The organism is Pseudomonas azerbaijanorientalis (assembly GCF_019139795.1).
GTDB classification, from domain to species: Bacteria; Pseudomonadota; Gammaproteobacteria; order Pseudomonadales; family Pseudomonadaceae; genus Aquipseudomonas; species Aquipseudomonas laurylsulfatiphila.
Map to the genome: position 1 here is coordinate 41801 of NZ_CP077078.1, position 17879 is coordinate 59679.

The window sequence follows — 17879 nt, forward strand, 5'->3', positions numbered from 1 at the left end:
TGTTTAATCACGGATACAGACCATGACCGACGTTGCCTTCGCACCCGATACCCCGCACGCTCCGTCGGTTATTCGGCTGATGCTGGGCAAGTTGGGCATTGCCTACGAAGAAGTGTTGGAGCATCACGGCCTCAATGCCGCACGCAAAGTGCAGGCCGTTCTGCTCGATGACAGCGTCGGCGCGTTGATGGTGTTGTTCCCGCAGAGCCAGTTGCTGGACCTCAATCGCCTGACCGAACTCACCGGTCGCCGCCTCACTGCCGTACCCACCGAGCGCCTGAAAAAAATGCTCGGCAAGCACAACCTCAGCTTGCTGCCGGGCCTGCCGGCGCTGACCAGTTCACCCTGCCTGTACGACGAAAGCCTGCTGCGTGAGCCGAAGTTGCTGATCAACTCTGGTGAGCCGGGCGTGCTGCTGGAAGTCTCCAGCGAAGACTTCAAGACCATGCTGATCAAGGCCAGCGCCGCCAACTTCGGCGAAAACCTGACCAGCATCCGTCCGAACCTCGACCGCCCCGATGACGACCGCAAGGAAATCACCCAGGCCGTCCAGGCGTTTACCGCGCGGCGAATCCAGCAGCGTCTGGAAGAGACCATCGAGATTCCGCCGCTGGCTGAAACCGCGCAAAAGATCATCAAGCTGCGTGTCGACCCCAACGCCACTATCGACGACATCACCGGCGTGGTCGAAACCGACCCGGCGCTGGCCGCGCAAGTCGTGAGCTGGGCAGCGTCGCCGTACTACGCCTCGCCGGGCAAGATCCGTTCCGTGGAAGACGCCATCGTGCGCGTGCTGGGTTTCGACCTGGTGATCAACCTGGCGCTGGGCCTGGCCCTGGGTAAAACCCTGAGCCTGCCCAAGGACCACCCGCAACAAACCACGCCATACTGGCAGCAATCAATCTACACCGCCGCCGTCATCGAAGGCCTGACCCGCGCCATGCCGCGCACCCAGCGCCCGGAAGCAGGCCTGACCTACCTGGCCGGCCTGCTGCACAACTTCGGCTACCTGCTGCTGGCCCACGTGTTCCCGCCACACTTCTCGCTGATCTGCCGCCACCTGGAGGTCAACCCGCACCTGTGCCACAGCTTCGTGGAACAACACCTGCTGGGCATCAGCCGTGAACAGATCGGCTCGTGGCTGATGCGCTACTGGGACATGCCCGAAGAGCTGTCGACCGCGCTGCGCTTCCAGCACGACCCGGCCTACGACGGCACCTACGCCGAATACCCGAACCTGGTCTGCCTGTCGGTGCGCCTGCTGCGCAGCCGAGGCATCGGCTCCGGCCCCGACGAAGGCATCCCGGACGCACTATTGGAACGCCTCGGCCTGAGCCGCGCCAAGGCCGACGACGTAGTCAGCAAAGTGCTGGAGGCTGAAGTGCTGTTGCGCGAACTGGCCTCGCAATTCAGCCAAGGCTGAACAGCATCGCGGGCAAGCCCACTCCCACAGGGATCGCTTAAATCCTGTGGGAGCGGGCTTGCCCGCGATGAATATCACTCGGTCTAACTGAAAGACCTCAAGCCTTGGGCTTCGCCTTCTTCGGCTTCAAGTACTTGGTCAGCCCCTGGAACCAGATCACCAGCGCCGGGTTGCCCTTGATCTGAATCGATTTGTCCTGAATCCCGGTCATGAACGCCAGTTGCTTGTTCTTCGCCTGCATCGTGGCAAAGCCATACGCGGCATCTTTAAAGGCAATCGCAAACGCAGGCTCGGCATGCACACCCGATTGGCTGGTGATGCGCTGGTCCTTCACGCGGAAATGCCGCGCCACTTTCCCGTCCAGCGTCTGCAGCTGGAACACCAGGTCCTTGTCACCCAACTGCTGCTGAAACGCCGGATTGGTCCGGCTGGCCTTGCCCATCAACAAACCCAGCATCCACAGCAGAAAACGAAATTTCATGCGCACAGCCTCAGAAGGAAAATGAACGGCTGGGCAGTTTAACGGCTTCAGAGGATAACACCAGTATACAGCTGCGTTAGGAGAAGATCATTACCATTACCTGCACGATGACTACTAAGTCACAATTATCAACACATCACTCCAGCCACTCCACACGCCACTTCTGAACCTGAAGAAACACATACATAGGAGCCGGCTTGCCGACGATAGCGCCCTCACTGACACCATCGCAGGCAAGCCGGGCTCCTAGAGGGCGCGGTATTTCAGGTACAAAAAATGGGCACCTAACCCTGGTTGGCGTGCCCATTTTTTATTCCACTCCCCCGCTACGCGAGAGGTGAAAACGGCTTACGGATTGACGCTGTCTTTCAACGACTTGCCTGGCTTGAACGCAACGGTGTTGCTGGCCTTGATTTTGACGGGTTCACCGGTTTGCGGGTTTTTGCCGGTGCGGGCACCGCGATGGCGTTGCAGGAAGGTGCCGAAGCCCACCAGCGTCACGCTGTCTTTGCGGTGCAAGGCACCGGTGATTTCTTCAAGAACGGCGTTGAGAACGCGGTTGGCTTGTTCTTTGGTGAGGTCTGCTTTTTCAGCAATGGCTGCAGCGAGGTCTGGTTTACGCATGTGAGTGAAGCCCCTTTGACGGTTTGTTGTTGTTATGTCCGTGCTGCTCTCTGCGGAGCAGCGCCAAAAGCGCCGCAGGTGCTCTACTCTGCGGCAGACGGGAGTGAGGATGGCACGCAGTGAGGCCCCGCGCCAGTATCGGCGCGGCCATTGTTAGGGCAAAAGGGGGGTGATTCCGACAGAACGACCGGTATTTATGCCAACAGGGCTGGAAGCTCTTTGTTCAGGGCCAGTTTTTCCATCACGGCGGCACCGGTGAGGGCATAACCGAGCAGTTTGCCTGCTGCATCGCGGCATAAAACCTTGATGTCGGCGCCCTGTCCTTCGACGGTCCAGATGCCTTCTGCACCCCGTGGCGGCGGGGATACCACCAGCGGGCACACCGGGGTTTTGACGGTGATCGGCATAGGGCCATAGGTGACGGCGGTCGGGTTGCCGGCCAGGGTTTGCGCCAGCGCTCGCGCGCAGCTCATCAGGGGCATCACGTACAGCAGGTTCAGCCCATCGACCTCAGCACAATCGCCCAGGGCGTAGATGTTGGCGTGGGAAGTCTTCAGGTGCCGGTCGACCATGATGCCGCGGTTGACCTGCAAACCGGCCGCTGCCGCGAGGTCGACGCGCGGGCGCAGGCCAATGGCCGAGACCACCACGTCACACGGGATCACCTGGCCATCGGACAGGTGTGCTTCGAGACCGTCCGACACGCGTTGCAGGCGGTTGAGCACCGGCCCGAGGTGGAAACGTGCGCCGAGGCTTTCCAGGCCAGCCTGCACCGCTGCCGCGGCCGCCGGGTGCAACAGGGTAGGCATGACCTGTTCGCACGGCGCAACCAGTTGCACTTCGTAGCCGCCCAGGGTCAGGTCGTTGGCGAACTCGCAGCCGATCAGGCCGGCGCCGAGCAGCAGCACGCGGCGCTTGCCAGCAGCTGCCGCACGGAAGCGTGCGTAATCTTCCAGGTCGTTGATCGGGAATACGCAATCCGCCGCGTCACCTTCAATGGGCACGCGCACGGTTTCGGCGCCCCAGGCCAGGATCAGGTCGCGGTATATCACCGCTTCTTCACCGATCCACAGGCGCTTGTGGCCCGGGTCAATGCCGCTGATGCGCGTGTGGGTGCGTATTTCGGCCTTGAGTTGTTCGGCCATGGCGCCGGGTTCGGCCATGCTCAGGCCGTCGGCATCCTTGTTTTTGCCGAAGCCGGTGGAGAGCATGGGCTTGGAGTAGGAGCGCCCGTCATCGGCGGTAATCAAAAGCAGCGGGGTTTCGCTGTCGAGCTTGCGAAACTCGCGGGCGACGTTGTAGCCAGCCAGACCGGTGCCAATGATGACGACAGGTGCGTTCATTCCTTACTCCTCAATTATTCAGGCAGCGATTTCGATCATTTCAAAATCCATTTTGCCCACACCGCAGTCCGGGCACAGCCAGTCTTCCGGCACGTCTTCCCAACGGGTGCCCGGCGCAATGCCGTCATCCGGCCAACCGTCGGCTTCGTTGTAGATCAGGCCGCAGACGATACATTGCCACTTTTTCATCAGGTACTTCCTCAGGGTTCAGGCGTTATGCCGGCCGGACGGTCGATGGTTGTAGCACTGCCGTCCAACTCAGCGCGTTTTGTACTGATCGGTGCCGCCGGATGCAAGCCTGTTCGGCGCAACGGCAGGCCAATTCAATCGATATCGGCGGCTGACATGTTAAGCTCGCCGCCTCATTTGCTGCCAATAATGACTCATTGTGCAACACACAGAATCCCCCTCTCCAGCTCCTCTCTGGCTCTCGCGCAGCGAACTGACGCCCCTCCCCGATGCTTCCATCCTGGACTGGCTGTTCGACGAAGGCTCGCTCACCCGACGTCTGATTCATCTGTCGAATGATGCCTTCAGCGTCTCGCCGATGTTCGAGGGCTGGCAAACCCTGCGCGCCGACGAATGCGCAGCGCTGGACCTGGCCGACGGCAGTGAAGGTTGGGTGCGCGAGGTGTATCTGCGCGGTCATGGTGAAGCCTGGGTGTTCGCCCGCAGTGTCGCGGCACGCAGTGCATTGCAAGGCGACGGCTTGCACATGGACGAATTGGGCAGCCGCTCCCTGGGTGAATTGCTGTTCTGCGACCAGGCGTTTCAGCGTCGGGCCATCGAGGTTTGTCATTACCCTCAAGAATGGCTGCCGGGCGAGGTGCGGGCACCGGATCTATGGGGCCGCCGTTCACGTTTTGACCGCGGCGCGCTGAGTGTATTGGTGGCCGAAATCTTCCTGCCTTCCCTGTGGGACGCCGCACGCGCCCGATCGGAGAACCTCTGATGTACCAAAGCCTGCTCAAGTCCTTGAACCGCTTGAACCCTAGGGCCTGGGACTTCATTCAGCTGACGCGGATGGACAAGCCGATCGGCATTTACCTGCTGCTCTGGCCGACGCTGTGGGCGCTGTGGATTGCCGGCAAGGGTTCGCCGTCCCTGGCCAACATTGTGATTTTCGTCCTGGGCGTAGTGCTGACCCGCGCCGGTGGCTGCGTGATCAACGACTGGGCGGACCGCAAGGTCGATGGTCATGTGAAGCGTACCGAGCAGCGCCCGCTGGTGAGCGGCAAGATCAGCTCGAAAGAGGCGCTGGTGTTCTTCGCATTGCTGATGGGCGTGAGCTTCCTGCTGGTGCTGTGCACCAACGCCGCGACCGTGTGGTTGTCGCTGGGCGGCCTGGCGTTGGCGTTCAGTTACCCCTTCATGAAGCGCTACACCTATTACCCACAAGTGGTGCTGGGCGCGGCGTTCTCCTGGGGGATGCCGATGGCCTTTACCGCCGAAACCGGAGAACTCCCGGCCGCTGCGTGGCTGCTGTGGATCGCCAACCTGATGTGGACCGTGGGCTACGACACCTATTACGCGATGACCGACCGCGATGACGACCTGAAGATCGGCGTGAAATCCACGGCGATTCTATTCGGCGATGCGGACCGGGCGATCATCCTGACCCTGCAAGGGCTGGCGCTGGGTTGCCTGTTGCTGGCGGGCTCGAAGTTCGACCTCGGTGGCTGGTTCCACCTCGGATTACTGGTGGCGGCGGGCTGCTTTGCGTGGGAGTTCTGGTACACCCGCGACAAAGACCGGATGCGTTGTTTCAAGGCGTTTCTGCACAACCACTGGGCAGGGTTGGCGATTTTTGTGGGGATTGTGCTGGATTACGCGTTGCGTTGAAAAGATCGCAGCCTGCGGTAGGAGCCGCCGCAGGCTGCGATCTTTTTGCATTGTTACATATGCTCGCGAACGACGTGCCAGACGTCCTTCATCTTGTCACCCTTCATTTCTCCAGGTGCCTTGTCCTTCTGGAAGTAGTACAGCGGTTTGCCGTCAAAGGCCCATTGCATGGTCCCGTCGTCACGCTTGATAACGGTCCATTTACCTTCAGCCTTGGCACCCGCCTCTGCCTTGAGCGGTGGCCAGTACTCTGCACACTCGCCGGTGCACACCGACTTGCCGCCAGTGTCCTTGTCGAACGTGTACAAGGTCATGCCCTTATGGTCGACCATCATGCCGTCTTTCATCATCGCCGGGTCGGCGGCAAAGGCCAGTGTCGGCAGCGTTAACGCAACCGTGACCAGCAACGCCTTCCAGGATTGAGCAATGTAGTTCATGGAAACCTTCCTCTTGTGGTTGTCAGGATCCGGACTTAGAGCTTAGCCCAGGATCCAGCCAATCGCCGGTCGACTAAAATACTGTCACACGACTGCAATAATTCCGTTATCTAATGCGGCGCAAGACAGTTAAATGACAAGAGGATTTTGGGCATGGTTGGCAGGAGCATTCTGATCGTCGACGACGAAGCGCCTATTCGCGAAATGATCGCCGTTGCGTTGGAAATGGCCGGCTATGACTGCCTGGAGGCGGAAAACTCCCAGCAGGCCCACGCCATTATCGTCGACCGCAAACCGGACCTGATCCTGCTCGACTGGATGCTGCCCGGCACCTCCGGCATCGAGCTGGCCCGTCGCCTCAAACGTGATGAGCTGACCGGGGACATCCCGATCATCATGCTCACCGCCAAGGGTGAAGAGGACAACAAGATCCAGGGCCTGGAAGTCGGCGCCGACGACTACATCACCAAGCCGTTTTCCCCCCGTGAGCTGGTGGCGCGCCTGAAGGCGGTACTACGCCGTACCGGCCCGACCGATGGCGAGGCGCCAATCGAAGTCGGCGGCCTGCTGCTGGACCCGATCAGCCACCGCGTGACCATCGACGGTCGTCCCGCCGAGATGGGCCCAACCGAATACCGCCTGCTGCAATTCTTCATGACTCACCAGGAGCGCGCCTACACCCGTGGCCAGTTGCTGGATCAGGTCTGGGGCGGCAACGTCTATGTCGAAGAGCGTACCGTCGACGTGCACATTCGGCGCCTGCGCAAAGCCCTCGGCGATGCTTACGAAAATCTGGTACAAACCGTGCGCGGCACCGGTTACCGCTTTTCTACCAAAGCCTGACCCGGACCCTTACCGCCCGACAAGCTGACAAGGACGCGCGTCAAGTGAACCAAAACTGGCATGGCACCCTGATTCGCCACATGCTGCTACTGGTCACCGCCTGCCTGGTGATCGGCCTGATCACCGGCTATTACGGCTGGAGCCTCGCCGCAGGCCTGGGTCTTTACCTGGCCTGGACCCTCAAGCAATTGCTGCGTCTGCACGAGTGGCTGCGCCTGCACAAACCCGATGAAGCGCCGCCCGACGGCTACGGCCTGTGGGGCGAGGTGTTCGACAGCATCTACCACCTGCAACGCCGCGACCAACGGGTACGCGGGCGCCTGCAAGCGGTGATCGACCGGGTTCAGGAATCCACCGCCGCGCTGAAAGACGCGGTGATCATGCTCGACACCGACGGCAACCTGGAATGGTGGAACCGCGCCGCCGAAACCTTGCTGGGCCTCAAGACCCCTCAGGATAGCGGCCAACCGGTGACCAACCTGGTGCGCCATCCGCGCTTCAAGGAATACTTCGAGCAAGACAGCTACGCCGAGCCGCTGGAAATTCCTTCTCCGACCAACGACCGCGTGCGCATCCAGTTGTACATCACCCGTTACGGCAACAACGAACACTTGATGCTGGTGCGCGATGTGACGCGCATCCATCAGCTTGAGCAAATGCGCAAAGACTTCATCGCCAACGTTTCCCATGAACTGCGCACACCGTTGACGGTGATCTGCGGCTACCTGGAAACCCTGCTCGATAACGTCGACGAGGTGAACCCGCGCTGGGGCCGTGCCTTGCAGCAGATGCAGCAACAAGGCGGGCGCATGCAGACCCTGCTCAACGACCTGTTGTTGCTGGCCAAGCTGGAAGCCACCGATTACCCATCGGACAACCAGCCGGTGCCGATCGATGGCTTGCTGCAATCGATCAAGAGCGATGCGCAGCAGTTGTCCGGCCAGAAAAACCAGAAGATCACCCTGGAAGCCGACCCGACGATTCTGCTCAAGGGCAGCGAGGCGGAGTTGCGCAGCGCGTTTTCCAACCTGGTGTTCAACGCGGTGAAATACACCCCGGCCGAAGGCAACATCCGCATTCGCTGGTGGGGCGATGACCAGGGGGCGCACCTGAGCGTGCAGGATTCCGGGATCGGCATCGATAGCAAACACCTGCCACGCCTGACCGAACGCTTCTATCGCGTCGACTCCAGCCGCAACTCCAATACCGGTGGCACCGGCTTGGGGCTGGCGATCGTCAAACACGTTTTGTTACGTCATCGGGCACGGATGGAAATCAGCAGCGTACCGGGTCACGGCAGTACCTTTACCTGCCACTTTGCCCCGGCTCAGGTCACCAAATCACGGGTTATCAGCACCGCCGACTGATACCGGTCAGCACGCGCCACTAGGCAACTGGCCGGTCAGCCGCTACATTGGCTGACTTGCGCCTGCCCTTCAGGCGCGGATTTTTCTTCCCTCTCGAATACACGGAACCCGCAAAACTCCATCATGGACCCTTCCCCTGGCTTGACCCTCGCTACAATTTTCGCCGACTTCGGCATGATTCTTTTTGCTCTGATCCTGGTTTTGCTCAACGGCTTTTTCGTTGCGGCGGAATTTGCCATGGTCAAGCTGCGCTCGACACGAGTCGAGGCCATCGCTGATAAAAACGGCTGGCGCGGGCACATCCTGCGCACCGTGCACAGTCAGCTCGATGCGTACCTCTCGGCTTGTCAGCTCGGTATCACCCTCGCCTCCCTGGGTCTGGGCTGGGTCGGTGAGCCCGCGTTTGCCCACATTCTTGAGCCGGTGTTGAGCGCGGTCGGCGTTGAATCGGCCGAAGTGGTCAAAGGCATCTCGTTCTTCACCGCGTTCTTCATCATTTCGTACCTGCACATTGTGGTCGGCGAACTGGCCCCCAAATCCTGGGCGATCCGCAAGCCCGAATTGCTGTCGCTGTGGACCGCTGTGCCGCTGTACCTGTTCTATTGGGCCATGTACCCGGCCATCTACCTGCTCAACGCCAGCGCCAACACCATCCTGCGCATTGCGGGGCAAGGTGAGCCCGGCCCGCATCACGAGCATCACTACAGCCGTGAAGAACTGAAACTGATCCTGCACTCCAGCCGTGGCCAGGACCCGAGCGACCAAGGCATGCGCGTGCTGGCCTCGGCAGTGGAGATGGGCGAACTGGAAGTGGTCGACTGGGCCAACTCCCGCGAAGACCTGGTGACCCTGGAGTTCAACGCACCCCTCAAGCAGATCCTGGCGATGTTCCGTCGCCACAAGTTCAGCCGCTATCCGGTGTACGACAGCGAACGCCAGGAATTCGTCGGCCTGCTGCACATCAAGGATCTGCTGCTGGAACTGGCGGCGCTGGACCACATTCCCGAGTCGTTCAACCTCGCCGAACTGACCCGCCCGCTGGAGCGCGTGTCACGGCACATGCCGCTGTCACAGTTGCTGGAGCAGTTCCGCAAGGGCGGTTCGCACTTCGCCGTGGTCGAAGAGGCCGACGGCAACATCATCGGCTACCTGACCATGGAAGACGTGCTGGAAGTGCTGGTGGGCGACATCCAGGACGAACACCGCAAGGCCGAGCGCGGGATCCTCGCGTACCAGCCGGGCAAGTTGCTGGTACGGGGCGATACGCCGCTGTTCAAGGTTGAACGACTGCTGGGCATCGACCTCGACCACGTCGAAGCCGAAACCCTTGCCGGGCTGGTCTATGAGAGCCTCAAGCGCGTTCCGGAAGAGGAAGAAGTGCTGGAAGTCGAAGGCCTGCGGATCATCATCAAGAAGATGAAGGGGCCGAAGATTGTCCTGGCCAAGGTGTTGATGCTGGACTGATCTGTTGCTGACGGACTTTTTGTGGCGAGGGGGCTTGCCCCCGTTGGACGGCGAAGCCGTCCCAAAGCCATTGATCGCGGTATTTCAGCAAAAACGTATTCACTGGATTCAGGGCCGCTTCGCAGCCCAACGGGGGCAAGCCCCCTCGCCACAATTGATCGCCTTCACTGTTTGCCCAACGCAAAGTTGGGCAAAGCACCCACCGGCTGGTTGAACTGGTACGGAATCGACACCAGCCCCAACCCGGTATTGCGCTGCACCACGAAGTGCAAATGCGGCCCGGTGCTGTTGCCGGTGTTGCCGGACAACGCCAAAGCACTGCCTACCGTTACCCGCTGACCTTCCCGAACGCGGACCGAGCCCTTCTTCAGGTGCAGGTAAACACCCATGGTCCCGTCATCATGCAGCACCCGCACGAAATTGCCGGAAGCGTCGGTGCCGCGCCCGCTCTGTCTGTTCTCGGTCTTCACCACCACCCCGCCTCGCGCGGCAATGATCGGCGTGCCCTCGGGCATCGCAATGTCTATGGCGTAACGGCTCTTGGGGCCAAAGTGGCTGTAGGGCCCGTTGGCACCCTGACTGATCCGGAACGGGCCGCCACGCCAGGGCAACGGGTACCGGTAGCCCACCGTAGGTCCTGAGGGGTCGCCCAGGGAATACTTGAACTTCGGGACGTACGCCAGCGGCCTTCCACCTTTGGCCGCCGTGAGCTGCGCCAGGCGAACGCTGCTGCGCATCGGTATCACGCGCCGAATCGTCCTGCCCGGCACACCACTGGCGTTCTTCACCCCGGCAAAACTCAGTTCGACCTCTACTGGTGCATACAGGTCATTGCGCACATACACGCTGTGCACGCCGTTCTTCTTCATGATGATTAGGCGCACCTGACGCTCAAGGTGCTCGACCATGCCATCGCGGAAAACGAGCACATGGGCGCCTTTGCTCGGGCGGTCGCTGTAGGAAACCACGCCATTGGCGTCTTTGGACTTGTAGATGGTCATGGCCACGGCCGAGGTGGCGACCATGAACAGGCCACAGAAAAACAGCAGGCGCGTGAACATGAGCAAGGATTCTGTCGAGTGGGAACTGAGATGGAGCCTAGCAGCTGCTATGGACCCGGGTAGTCGGCAGATGTTTCAGAAAAGGTGTTCCGCGGATTTGCGGTAACAGTGTCGGCCCCTTCGCGAGCAGGCTCGCTCCCACATGAGAACGCATTACAAATGTGGGAGCGAGCCTGCTCGCGAAAGCGGACTGTCAGGCGACGTTGTATCAAGCGCCAGGTATGAAGTGCTTCTGCGCCGTCCCCCGCGCAATCAGGCGCGAGATGTAATCGAGCTTCTGCGCATCCTGATCGACAAAGCGGAAGGTCAGTTGCAGCCAGTCGCTGTCGGGCTTCGGTTCGTGGGCCACGACAGCATGCAGATAGCCGTTGAGGCGGGCGATTTCGGCATTGTCGCCCTGCTCCAGGTCCAGTACGGCGCTGTCGAGGATCTGCGGCAGGGTCTCGGTGCGCTTGACCACCAACAGGGCTTCCTTGAGGCTCAGGGCCTTGATCACGCACTGCTGGATGCCGTTCGGCAAACGCAGTTGACCCTGGCCACGGCCGCTGGCGGGTGCTGAAGAGGCCGCAGGCACCTTGACCGGCGGGCTGTTGAGCAAGCCTTTGGACGGTGCGGGCGCAGCTGTTGGCGTGGTGACGGGGGCCTTGCCAGCGGTCAGGGCGGCCAGGGAGTCGTTGGCGAATGCGGGGCTGGTTTTGGTCGCGGCGACGTTGATCAAGGCATCGAGTTTGCCGACCTTGTGCAGCGCCTGCTTGACCTTGGTGATCAGTTGTTCGTTGGTGAACGGCTTGCTGACATAACCGGATACCCCGGCCTGGATTGCCTGGACGACGTTCTCCTTGTCGCCACGGCTGGTCACCATCACGAAGGGCATGGCTTTGAGGCTGTCTTGCTCACGACACCAGGTCAGCAGTTCCAGGCCGGACATTTCCGGCATTTCCCAGTCGCACAGGACCAGATCGAATGCTTCCTTGACCAGCATGGCCTGGGCCTTTCTGCCGTTGATCGCGTCTTCGATCCGCATGCCAGGGAAATAATTGCGCAGGCACTTTTTCACCAAGTCACGAATGAACGATGCGTCGTCCACGACCAACACACTGACCTTACTCATCCACCACCCCTTTAAAAAATCCCGGCCAGCATACCGCCTTGCTGATGGCACATTGCCAAAAAACCTTCAGTCACGCCGGACTTTTCGTTCACGGGTGCTGCTTTTCGAATACGTAGGCCACAAACAAAAACGCCCGGCCAACAGGCCGGGCGCTTTACTTGGGCAACCTTACTTATCGTCAGTTTTGCCCGGAACATTAGCGGTTTCGCCGGTTGTTCCTTCGACTTCTTCCTTCATGCGCTTGAGCCCCAGATGCCGCACGTCGGTGCCGCGTACCAGGTAGATCACCAGCTCCGAGATATTGCGCGCGTGGTCGCCGATACGCTCCAGCGAACGCAGTACCCAGATAATGCTCAGAACCCGCGAGATAGAACGCGGATCTTCCATCATGTAGGTCGCCAGCTCACGCAGGGCGGTCTTGTATTCGCGGTCGATGATCTTGTCGTACTGCGCCACCGACAAGGCCAGTTCGGCATCGAAACGGGCAAAGGCGTCCAATGCATCACGGACCATGTTGCGCACCTGGTCACCGATGTGGCGCACTTCGACGTAACCGCGCGGTGCCTCGCCTTCTTCGCATAGCTGAATGGCGCGACGGGCGATCTTGGTCGCTTCGTCACCGATGCGCTCCAGGTCGATCACCGATTTGGAAATGCTGATGATCAGCCGCAGGTCGGACGCTGCTGGCTGACGACGGGCCAGAATGCGCAGGCATTCTTCGTCGATGTTGCGTTCCATCTGGTTGATCTGGTCGTCGATCTCGCGCACCTGCTGGGCCAGGCCGGAGTCGGCCTCGATCAGCGCGGTGACCGCGTCGTTGACCTGCTTCTCGACCAGCCCGCCCATGGCCAGGAGGTGGCTGCGCACTTCCTCCAGTTCGGCGTTGAACTGCTGGGAGATGTGGTGTGTAAGGCCTTCCTTAGAAATCATGTTGTCTGCTCCGCAAAAGCTGTGAGCTGCAAGCTACGAGCTGCAAGCTGATTTGTGTCGTTACTCGGATCGCTTCTACTTGCCGCTTGTAGCTTGACGCTTGCGGCTGTACGGCTAGCCGTACCGGCCCGTGATGTAGTCTTCGGTCTGCTTCTTCGCCGGGTTGGTGAACAGGGTATCGGTGTCGCCAAATTCCACCAGTTTGCCCATGTACATGAACGCGGTGTAGTCGGAAACCCGCGCCGCCTGCTGCATGTTGTGGGTCACGATCACGATGGTGAACTTGGATTTCAGTTCGTAGATCAACTCTTCGACTTTCAGCGTGGAGATCGGGTCGAGTGCCGAGCAGGGTTCGTCGAGCAGCAACACTTCCGGCTCAACGGCGATGGTGCGGGCGATCACCAGACGCTGCTGCTGACCACCGGACAGGCCCAGTGCCGACTCGTGCAGGCGATCTTTGACTTCGTCCCACAGCGCCGCGCCCTTGAGTGCCCACTCGACGGCTTCGTCGAGCACGCGCTTCTTGTTGATGCCCTGAATGCGCAGGCCGTAAACCACGTTTTCGTAGATGGTTTTCGGAAACGGGTTGGGCTTCTGGAACACCATGCCGACGCGACGACGCAGCTCGGCCACGTCTTCGCCCTTGCGGTAGATGTTGTTGCCGTACAGGTTGATCTCGCCTTCGACACGGCAGCCATCCACCAGGTCGTTCATGCGGTTGAAGGTGCGCAGTAGCGTCGACTTGCCACAGCCGGACGGGCCGATGAAGGCGGTCACGCGCTGTTTCGGAATGTTCATGCTGACGTCGTACAGCGCTTGCTTCTCACCGTAGAACAGGCTCAGGCCAGGTACTTCGATGGCTACGGTTTCCTGCTCGAGGCTCAGGCTCTGTTTATCGCGACCCAGTGCCGACATGTTGATGCCGTGGGTATGTGCTTCGTGCTGCATGGGAGGCTCCCTGTGCTAACAAATTCGGTTCGGAACGCTGCTTATTGCAGTTCCCATCAATATTCCGGTGGACGCGGTCCAGTGTGGGAGCGGGCTTGCTCGCGAAGAGGCCGGCACATTCAACATCAATGTTGCCTGACCCACCGCTTTCGCGAGCAAGCCCGCTCCCACATTGGAAATCAGCTGTCCAAAGCTTTGTACTTCTCGCGCAGGTGGTTGCGGATGTAGACGGCCGACAGGTTCAGCGTCGCGATCACCAGCACCAGCAACAGCGCCGTGGCGTACACCAGCGGTCGTGCGGCTTCGACGTTCGGGCTCTGGAAGCCGACGTCATAGATGTGGAAGCCCAGGTGCATGATCTTCTGGTCCAGGTGCAGATACGGGTAGTTACCGTCCACCGGCAACGACGGCGCCAGTTTCACCACACCCACCAGCATCAGCGGCGCCACTTCACCCGCGGCACGAGCCACGGCGAGGATCATGCCGGTCATCATTGCCGGGCTGGCCATCGGCAATACGATCTTCCACAAGGTTTCAGCCTTGGTCGCGCCGAGGGCCAACGAGCCTTCACGCACGGTGCGAGGAATCCGCGCCAGACCTTCTTCAGTGGCCACGATCACCACCGGCACTGCCAGCAGCGCCAGGGTCAGCGAAGCCCAGAGCAGGCCCGGCGTGCCAAAGGTCGGCGCCGGCAAGGCTTCCGGGAAGAACAGACGGTCGAGCGAGCCGCCCAGCACATAGACGAAGAAACCCAGGCCGAACACCCCGTAAACGATGGCCGGAACACCGGCCAGGTTGTTCACCGCGATGCGGATCACCCGGGTCAGGGTGTTCTGCTTGGCGTATTCACGCAGGTACACCGCCGCCAGCACGCCGAACGGGGTCACGATCATCGCCATGATCAGGGTCATCATCACGGTGCCGAAAATGGCCGGGAAGATACCGCCCTCGGTGTTCGCTTCACGCGGGTCGTCGCTCAGGAACTCCCAGACCTTGCTGAAGTAGAAGCCGATCTTGGTGGTCGTGCTCATGGCGTTCGGCTGGTAGGCGTGAACCACCTTGCCGATGCCGATTTCGATTTCCTTACCGTTCGCATCACGGGCGGTCAGGCTGTCGCGGTTGAACTGCGCATGCAGATCGTTCAGGCGCGCTTCAACATCCTGATAGCGGGCATTGAGTTCGGCGCGCTCCGATTCCATGTCCGCTTGTGCGGCGGCGTCGAGCTTGCCATCCAGCTCCAGCTTGCGACCGTGCAGGCGAACGCGCTCAAGACCGGCGTTGATCGCGCCGATGTCGGTTTTTTCCAGGCTCTTGAGCTGTGCGGCCAGCTTGTTCACGCGATCGACACGGGCTTGCAACTCAGGCCATGCGGCTTCGCCTTCAGCGACAACCTTGCCGTCCTGTTTGACGTTGACCAGGTAACCGTAGAAGTTGCCCCACTCACGCCGCTCGATCGCCATCAGCTCCGGCGGCGTCGTCTGGTTGGTCAGCCACTCGCCGACGACCCAGGTGAAGTCGTTGCCGTTCAGGTCACGGTTGCCGACCTTGATCAGCTCGCGAGTCATGAACTCAGGGCCTTCGTCAGGCACCGGCAAGCCGGCGCTCTTCAGACGGGCACGTGGCACTTCTTCCTTCTGTACGATTTCGCCGATCACCAGGTGCTGGCCCTGGCCCGGTACGTCGTAGCTGGCGTGGATCAGATCCGCCGGCCAGAAGTGACCCAGGCCGCGCACGGCAATCACTGCCAGCAGGCCAATGGTCATGATGACCGCGATGGACACCGCGCCACCGCTGATCCAGACGCCGGGGGCGCCGCTCTTGAACCATCCTTTCAGGGAGTTCTGTTTCACAGACTTCTACCTTTCTTAAAGCGACGAGTATTTCTTGCGCAGACGCTGACGAATCAGTTCTGCGAGGGTGTTCATGACGAAGGTGAACAACAGCAGCACCAGCGCCGAGAGGAACAGCACACGGTAGTGGCTGCCGCCGACTTCCGACTCCGGCATTTCCACCGCGACGTTGGCGGCCAGTGTGCGCAGGCCTTCGAACAGGTTCATTTCCATGACCGGGGTGTTACCGGTGGCCATCAGCACGATCATCGTTTCACCGACCGCACGGCCCATGCCGATCATCAACGCCGAGAAGATGCCCGGGCTCGCGGTGAGGATCACCACGCGAGTCATGGTCTGCCACGGCGTGGCACCGAGGGCCAGGGAGCCCAGGGTCAGGCCGCGAGGCACGCTGAACACGGCGTCTTCAGCGATGGAGTAGATGTTCGGGATAACCGCGAAGCCCATGGCCAGGCCGACCACCAGGGCGTTGCGCTGGTCGTAGGTGATGCCAAGGTCGTGGGAGATCCACATGCGCATGTCGCCGCCGAAGAACCAGTTCTCCATGAACGGGCTCATGTACAGCGACAGCCAGCCCACAAACAGGATCACCGGAATCAGCAGCGCACTTTCCCAACCGTCCGGGACTTTCAGGCGGATCGACTCAGGCAGGCGGCTGAAGGTGAAACCGGCGACCAGAATGCCGATCGGCAGCAACATCAGCAGGCTGAAGATGCCCGGCAAGTGCCCTTCCACATAGGGTGCGAGGAACAGGCCGGCGAAGAAACCGAGGATCACCGTCGGCATCGCTTCCATCAATTCGATCACCGGCTTGACCTTGCGGCGCATGCCCGGGGCCATGAAGTACGCGGTATAGATTGCAGCGGCAACGGCCAGTGGAGCGGCCAGCAACATAGCGTAAAACGCGGCTTTCAGGGTACCGAAGGTCAGCGGTGACAGGCTCAGCTTGGGTTCGAAGTCGGTGTTGGCGGCGGTCGATTGCCAGACGTATTTAGGCTCGTCGTAGTTCTCGTACCAGACCTTGCTCCACAACGCGCTCCACGACACTTCCGGGTGCGGGTTGTCGAGCAGCAGCGGATGCAGCTTGCCGCCAGCTTCAACGATTACGCGGTTGGCGCGAGGCGACAGACCGAAAACGCCCTGGCCCTCAGCGACTGGTTCCACCAGCAAGGTGCGGTGGGCAGTGCTGTGGAACACGCCAAGCTTGCCGGAAGCGTCCAGGGCAACGAAGCCCTTGCGGCGCTCTTCGGCGGTGATTTCAACGATCGGCGTAGTGCCCATCTGGAAGGTGCGGATCTGCTTCAGGCGTTGTTCGCCATCGGGATCGCGGGCCATGAACCACTGGGCCAGACCACCTCTGGAATCACCGATGATCAGCGAGATGCCGCCCACCAGCTGGGTGCTGGCGGTGACTTGCGCTTCACCGTCTTCAAGCAGTTTGTAGCGACCGTTGAGGCTCTTGTCGCGCAGGCTGAACACGTCAGCCTGGGCACGCCCGTTGATTACATACAGCCACTGCTGACGCGGGTCGACGAAGATGCTCTTCACCGGCTCGGTCATCTGCGGCAGGTCGATGCGCTTCTGCTCGTTGGTGACTTCGCCGGTCATCATGTTCTCTTCGCTGGTCAGCGACAGAACATTGAGTTGCGAACCGGTGGAGCCCACCAGCATCAGGGTCGAATCGTTGGCGTTGAGGCTGACGTGCTCCAACGCACCGCCGGCTTCGTTCACCGAGATTGGCGCTTCGCCATACGGGTACTCGACGGCCGGGGTAATGGTCTTCTTGCCTTCCGGGTAGCTGACCTTATAGGTGTGACGGAACACCAGTGCCTGACCGTTGGACAGACCCACCGCCACCAGCGGGTGGCCTGGCTGGTCTTCACCGATGGAGGTCACGGTGGTGCCGGCCGGAACCGGCAAATCGACGCGCTTGAGTTCGGCGCCACTGTCGATGTCGAAGAACAATGCCTGGCCCTTGTCGGAAACCCGCATCGCCACCTGGTTCTGCTCTTCCAGGGAGATCATCAGCGGCTTGCCGGCGTCTTGCATCCAGGCTGGCGTAATAGCGTCCTTGGCGGTCAGGCTGGCACCCTGGAACAGGGGCGCGACAATGTAGGCAAGGAAGAAGAAGATCAGTGTGATGGCTGCCAGCACC

The 17879-nt window shown here is 60.7% G+C and carries 17 protein-coding genes; 6 read left to right on the top strand and 11 right to left on the bottom strand.

Going from position 1 to position 17879, the window contains the following annotated elements; genetic code table 11:
- Window positions 1–22 precede the first annotated feature (22 nt).
- Window positions 23–1423, top strand: a complete 1401-nt coding sequence (locus tag KSS91_RS00210) for an aminoacyl-tRNA deacylase and HDOD domain-containing protein (RefSeq protein ID WP_217836715.1) — start codon at window positions 23–25, stop codon at window positions 1421–1423.
- A 97-nt stretch (window positions 1424–1520) separates the two neighbouring features.
- Here KSS91_RS00210 and KSS91_RS00215 read toward each other — a convergent pair whose 3' ends face one another.
- The 4 genes from KSS91_RS00215 to KSS91_RS00230 all read right to left on the bottom strand — a co-directional run bounded on the left by KSS91_RS00215 (window position 1521) and on the right by KSS91_RS00230 (window position 4060).
- Window positions 1521–1904 (bottom strand): hypothetical protein, encoded by a 384-nt coding sequence (locus KSS91_RS00215; RefSeq protein ID WP_008018281.1) that lies wholly within the window; start codon window positions 1902–1904, stop codon window positions 1521–1523.
- Window positions 1905–2252: 348 nt separating this feature from the next.
- Complete coding sequence (locus KSS91_RS00220; RefSeq protein WP_003195589.1) at window positions 2253–2528, bottom strand: HU family DNA-binding protein; 276 nt, start codon at window positions 2526–2528, stop codon at window positions 2253–2255.
- A 194-nt stretch (window positions 2529–2722) separates the two neighbouring features.
- Window positions 2723–3871, bottom strand: a complete 1149-nt coding sequence (locus KSS91_RS00225) for an NAD(P)/FAD-dependent oxidoreductase (protein ID WP_126048317.1) — start codon at window positions 3869–3871, stop codon at window positions 2723–2725.
- Window positions 3872–3889: 18 nt separating this feature from the next.
- Window positions 3890–4060 carry a rubredoxin gene (locus KSS91_RS00230; protein WP_007975200.1) on the bottom strand — a complete coding sequence of 57 codons (171 nt, stop codon included), beginning with the start codon at window positions 4058–4060 and terminating at the stop codon, window positions 3890–3892.
- 199 nt (window positions 4061–4259) lie between these two features.
- Between KSS91_RS00230 and KSS91_RS00235 the strand changes: the two genes are divergently transcribed.
- Entirely contained in the window at window positions 4260–4823 is a 564-nt protein-coding gene (locus KSS91_RS00235; protein ID WP_217836716.1) for a chorismate--pyruvate lyase family protein, read from the top strand.
- Entirely contained in the window at window positions 4823–5713 is an 891-nt protein-coding gene (gene ubiA, locus KSS91_RS00240; RefSeq protein ID WP_217836717.1) for a 4-hydroxybenzoate octaprenyltransferase, read from the top strand. The genes KSS91_RS00235 and ubiA overlap by 1 nt, the downstream gene beginning before the upstream one ends.
- A gap of 53 nt (window positions 5714–5766) precedes the next feature.
- Here ubiA and KSS91_RS00245 read toward each other — a convergent pair whose 3' ends face one another.
- Window positions 5767–6150, bottom strand: coding sequence for a COG4315 family predicted lipoprotein (locus KSS91_RS00245; protein ID WP_217836718.1), 384 nt, complete (start codon window positions 6148–6150; stop codon window positions 5767–5769).
- A gap of 153 nt (window positions 6151–6303) precedes the next feature.
- On the opposite strand from KSS91_RS00245, the gene phoB reads away from it, so the two are divergent.
- From phoB to KSS91_RS00260, 3 genes are all read left to right on the top strand, one after another.
- Window positions 6304–6993 (top strand): phosphate regulon transcriptional regulator PhoB, encoded by a 690-nt coding sequence (gene phoB, locus KSS91_RS00250; protein ID WP_015097384.1) that lies wholly within the window; start codon window positions 6304–6306, stop codon window positions 6991–6993.
- Between the two features lie 80 nt (window positions 6994–7073).
- Window positions 7074–8360: a phosphate regulon sensor histidine kinase PhoR gene (phoR, locus tag KSS91_RS00255; RefSeq protein ID WP_263986917.1), complete on the top strand. Its 1287-nt coding sequence runs from the start codon at window positions 7074–7076 to the stop codon at window positions 8358–8360.
- 123 nt (window positions 8361–8483) lie between these two features.
- A complete protein-coding gene (locus tag KSS91_RS00260) occupies window positions 8484–9824 on the top strand; it encodes a hemolysin family protein (RefSeq protein WP_007975205.1) in 1341 nt (446 codons plus the stop codon).
- Window positions 9825–9988: 164 nt separating this feature from the next.
- Here the strand turns inward: KSS91_RS00260 and KSS91_RS00265 are convergent, their stop codons facing one another.
- The 6 genes from KSS91_RS00265 to KSS91_RS00290 all read right to left on the bottom strand — a co-directional run bounded on the left by KSS91_RS00265 (window position 9989) and on the right by KSS91_RS00290 (window position 17773).
- Window positions 9989–10885, bottom strand: coding sequence for a peptidoglycan DD-metalloendopeptidase family protein (locus tag KSS91_RS00265; RefSeq protein WP_217836720.1), 897 nt, complete (start codon window positions 10883–10885; stop codon window positions 9989–9991).
- A 208-nt stretch (window positions 10886–11093) separates the two neighbouring features.
- Window positions 11094–11996: a response regulator gene (locus KSS91_RS00270; protein WP_217836721.1), complete on the bottom strand. Its 903-nt coding sequence runs from the start codon at window positions 11994–11996 to the stop codon at window positions 11094–11096.
- A gap of 168 nt (window positions 11997–12164) precedes the next feature.
- A complete protein-coding gene (gene phoU, locus KSS91_RS00275; RefSeq protein WP_015097389.1) occupies window positions 12165–12926 on the bottom strand; it encodes a phosphate signaling complex protein PhoU in 762 nt (253 codons plus the stop codon).
- Between the two features lie 114 nt (window positions 12927–13040).
- Complete coding sequence (gene pstB, locus KSS91_RS00280) at window positions 13041–13874, bottom strand: phosphate ABC transporter ATP-binding protein PstB (RefSeq protein ID WP_015097390.1); 834 nt, start codon at window positions 13872–13874, stop codon at window positions 13041–13043.
- A gap of 179 nt (window positions 13875–14053) precedes the next feature.
- A complete protein-coding gene (pstA, locus tag KSS91_RS00285; protein WP_095964356.1) occupies window positions 14054–15724 on the bottom strand; it encodes a phosphate ABC transporter permease PstA in 1671 nt (556 codons plus the stop codon).
- A gap of 15 nt (window positions 15725–15739) precedes the next feature.
- Window positions 15740–17773: an ABC transporter permease subunit gene (locus KSS91_RS00290; RefSeq protein ID WP_177325129.1), complete on the bottom strand. Its 2034-nt coding sequence runs from the start codon at window positions 17771–17773 to the stop codon at window positions 15740–15742.
- Between the last annotated feature and the right edge of the window lie 106 nt (window positions 17774–17879).

Excerpts from the sequence above, each read along its gene's own strand:
- KSS91_RS00210 (WP_217836715.1), top strand. The coding sequence starts at position 23 with ATGACCGACGTTGCCTTCGCACCCGATACCCCGCACGCTCCGTCGGTT.
- phoU (WP_015097389.1), bottom strand. The coding sequence starts at position 12,926 with ATGATTTCTAAGGAAGGCCTTACACACCACATCTCCCAGCAGTTCAAC.
- KSS91_RS00245 (WP_217836718.1), bottom strand. The coding sequence starts at position 6,150 with ATGAACTACATTGCTCAATCCTGGAAGGCGTTGCTGGTCACGGTTGCG.
- KSS91_RS00215 (WP_008018281.1), bottom strand. The coding sequence starts at position 1,904 with ATGAAATTTCGTTTTCTGCTGTGGATGCTGGGTTTGTTGATGGGCAAG.
- KSS91_RS00230 (WP_007975200.1), bottom strand. The coding sequence starts at position 4,060 with ATGAAAAAGTGGCAATGTATCGTCTGCGGCCTGATCTACAACGAAGCC.
- phoB (WP_015097384.1), top strand. The coding sequence starts at position 6,304 with ATGGTTGGCAGGAGCATTCTGATCGTCGACGACGAAGCGCCTATTCGC.
- pstB (WP_015097390.1), bottom strand. The coding sequence starts at position 13,874 with ATGCAGCACGAAGCACATACCCACGGCATCAACATGTCGGCACTGGGT.
- phoR (WP_263986917.1), top strand. The coding sequence starts at position 7,074 with ATGCTGCTACTGGTCACCGCCTGCCTGGTGATCGGCCTGATCACCGGC.
- KSS91_RS00270 (WP_217836721.1), bottom strand. The coding sequence starts at position 11,996 with ATGAGTAAGGTCAGTGTGTTGGTCGTGGACGACGCATCGTTCATTCGT.
- KSS91_RS00265 (WP_217836720.1), bottom strand. The coding sequence starts at position 10,885 with ATGTTCACGCGCCTGCTGTTTTTCTGTGGCCTGTTCATGGTCGCCACC.
- KSS91_RS00290 (WP_177325129.1), bottom strand. The coding sequence starts at position 17,773 with ATGCAAGACGCCGGCAAGCCGCTGATGATCTCCCTGGAAGAGCAGAAC.
- KSS91_RS00220 (WP_003195589.1), bottom strand. The coding sequence starts at position 2,528 with ATGCGTAAACCAGACCTCGCTGCAGCCATTGCTGAAAAAGCAGACCTC.
- KSS91_RS00225 (WP_126048317.1), bottom strand. The coding sequence starts at position 3,871 with ATGAACGCACCTGTCGTCATCATTGGCACCGGTCTGGCTGGCTACAAC.
- ubiA (WP_217836717.1), top strand. The coding sequence starts at position 4,823 with ATGTACCAAAGCCTGCTCAAGTCCTTGAACCGCTTGAACCCTAGGGCC.
- KSS91_RS00260 (WP_007975205.1), top strand. The coding sequence starts at position 8,484 with ATGGACCCTTCCCCTGGCTTGACCCTCGCTACAATTTTCGCCGACTTC.